2 protein-coding genes are annotated in these 1,907 nt (G+C 71.4%); one reads left to right on the forward strand and one right to left on the reverse strand.

Going from position 1 to position 1,907, the window contains the following annotated elements:
- Positions 1 to 1,244, reverse strand: a 1,244-nt coding sequence (locus ACNFOC_RS53885) for a M1 family metallopeptidase (protein ID WP_416966242.1), incomplete at its 3' end; no start/stop codon positions are given.
- A 102-nt stretch (positions 1,245 to 1,346) separates the two neighbouring features.
- On the opposite strand from ACNFOC_RS53885, the gene ACNFOC_RS53890 reads away from it, so the two are divergent.
- Positions 1,347 to 1,859: a hypothetical protein gene (locus ACNFOC_RS53890; protein WP_416966243.1), complete on the forward strand. Its 513-nt coding sequence runs from the start codon at positions 1,347 to 1,349 to the stop codon at positions 1,857 to 1,859.
- The last annotated feature ends 48 nt before the right edge of the window (positions 1,860 to 1,907 follow it).

Here is a 1,907-nt window from a genome sequence, read left to right on the forward strand (position 1 = left end):
GGGGAAGCCCTGCACGGCAAAGACGACACGGTGAGCCGGTCGGCGGCCGAGGCGCACGTCTCGCCCGCGGCGGCGACCGACCCCGAGCAGGCCCAGATCGCCTCGTTGTCGGACCTGTCGTCGAAGTACGTGCCCTTGTAGAGGGCGTCGAAGGTCTGTTGGGCCGTGTCGCCGTCGTGGTCCTCCGCCCAGAGCCACTCCGCGTAGGTCGCGAAGCCCTCGTTGAGCCACATGTCGCGCCAGGTCTTCGGGGTGACGGAGTCGCCGTACCACTGGTGGGCGAGTTCGTGGACGAGGGTGGCGGTGTCGGGGGCGCCCGGGAAGAACGGGCGGGTCTGGGTCTCCAGGGCGTAGCCCGCATCGCCCCGGCGGTCGACGATCGCGCCGGTGGAGGAGAAGGGGTACGGGCCGAAGTTGTACTCCTCCCACTCCATGATCTCCGGGAGCTGCCCCAGTACCTTGCGGCTGGCCGCCGCCTCCTGCGGGTCGACGGCCACGTACACGGGGAGGCCGTTCTTCGTGGTGGTGCGGGTGATGTCGTAGTGGCCGATCGCGACCGTGGCCAGGTAGGTCGCCATGGGGCGTGCGGTGCGCCAGGTGTAGGTCGTCGTACGGCCGGCGTCCGTCGTCCTCTCGGTGCTCAACTCGCCGTTGGAGACCGCCTGGAGGCCCTTCGGGACGGTGATCGTGATGTCGTACGTCGCCTTGTCGGACGGGTGGTCGTTGCCGGGGAACCAGGCCATCGAGCCGGTCGGTTCGCCCAGCGCGAGCGCGCCGTCCGCCGTACGCAGCCAGCCCTCGTCCGAGCCGTCGGGGTCGGTGATCGTCTCGGGGGTGCCGGAGTAGCGGACGGTCGTCCTGAACGTCTTGCCCCGGCGGACGGTCGAGGGCGGGTGGACTGTCAGTTCCTGGCCGGCGCGGGTCCAGGAGGCGCTCCTGCCGTCCACTGTCAGCGCGTCGACCTTCATGCCCTTGAGGTCCAGGTCGAAGGCGGAGAGGTCGCCGGTGGCGCGGGCCGTGATCTCCGCCGTGCCGGTCAAGTGGTGGGTGTCGGTGGCGTACGCGAGGGCCAGGGCGTAGTGGGTCACGTCGTAGCCGCCGTTGCCAGCCTTCGGGAAGTACGGGTCGGCCACGCCCGCGCTGCCTGCGGTGCCCTGTACGCCTCCCGTTCCACCGCACGCCGTCAGGACGAGGGCCAGCGCGCACGCGGTGACCGTGGGAACAAGCCGTACGGATCGGGACACGTGCGCGATCCTATGAGTTCGGGGTTCCGGGCTCGGGGTTCGTCGTCCTGGAGTCCGGGGCTCCTCGTCCTGGAGTACGGCGGTCCTCGTACGCTCGGATCCGTGCCCCGTTCTTCCAAGAAGCCTCGCCGCCTTGTCGCCGACGGGCGCGTGTATCTGTGGACGCTGCGCCACAGTCACGCCCACTCCGGGCCGGCCAGGGACGACGCCGGCTGGACCGTGGGCTGTGTCCAGACCCTCACGCTGTCTCCGCAGCCGGCCGGCACGGGCGGTCCGCTGCGGATCGTCTTCACCTCGGGGCCGGGGCGGTACGTCCCGGGCGGAGCCCCCTTCGGCTCCGGGGACGTCGGGTACGTCCGGGGCGCCTCCCTCAACCTCCACGAACCCGGTGCCGTCCGCGCCCTGCTCGACGCGGCGGCGGACCGTGGGTGGTTGCCGGGGCCGGGGGCGTCGCGCGCGGTGGAGGTCGATGGGTGGGCCCTGCTGACCAACCGGTCCGGCATCACCCGCATCCAGGTCGGCGCACCCGTCGCCCTCGCACCGGCTTCGGCACTGGTTTCGGCTTCGGTGCGGCTTCGGGTTCCGGTCGCGGTTCGGCGAGCGCGTGGCCGATGAGCCCCAACTGCTTCCTCAACAGCGCCACTTCGGCCGTGGCGACCCTGT

The organism is Streptomyces colwelliae, assembly GCF_048158785.1.
Classification (GTDB): domain Bacteria; phylum Actinomycetota; class Actinomycetes; order Streptomycetales; family Streptomycetaceae; genus Streptomyces.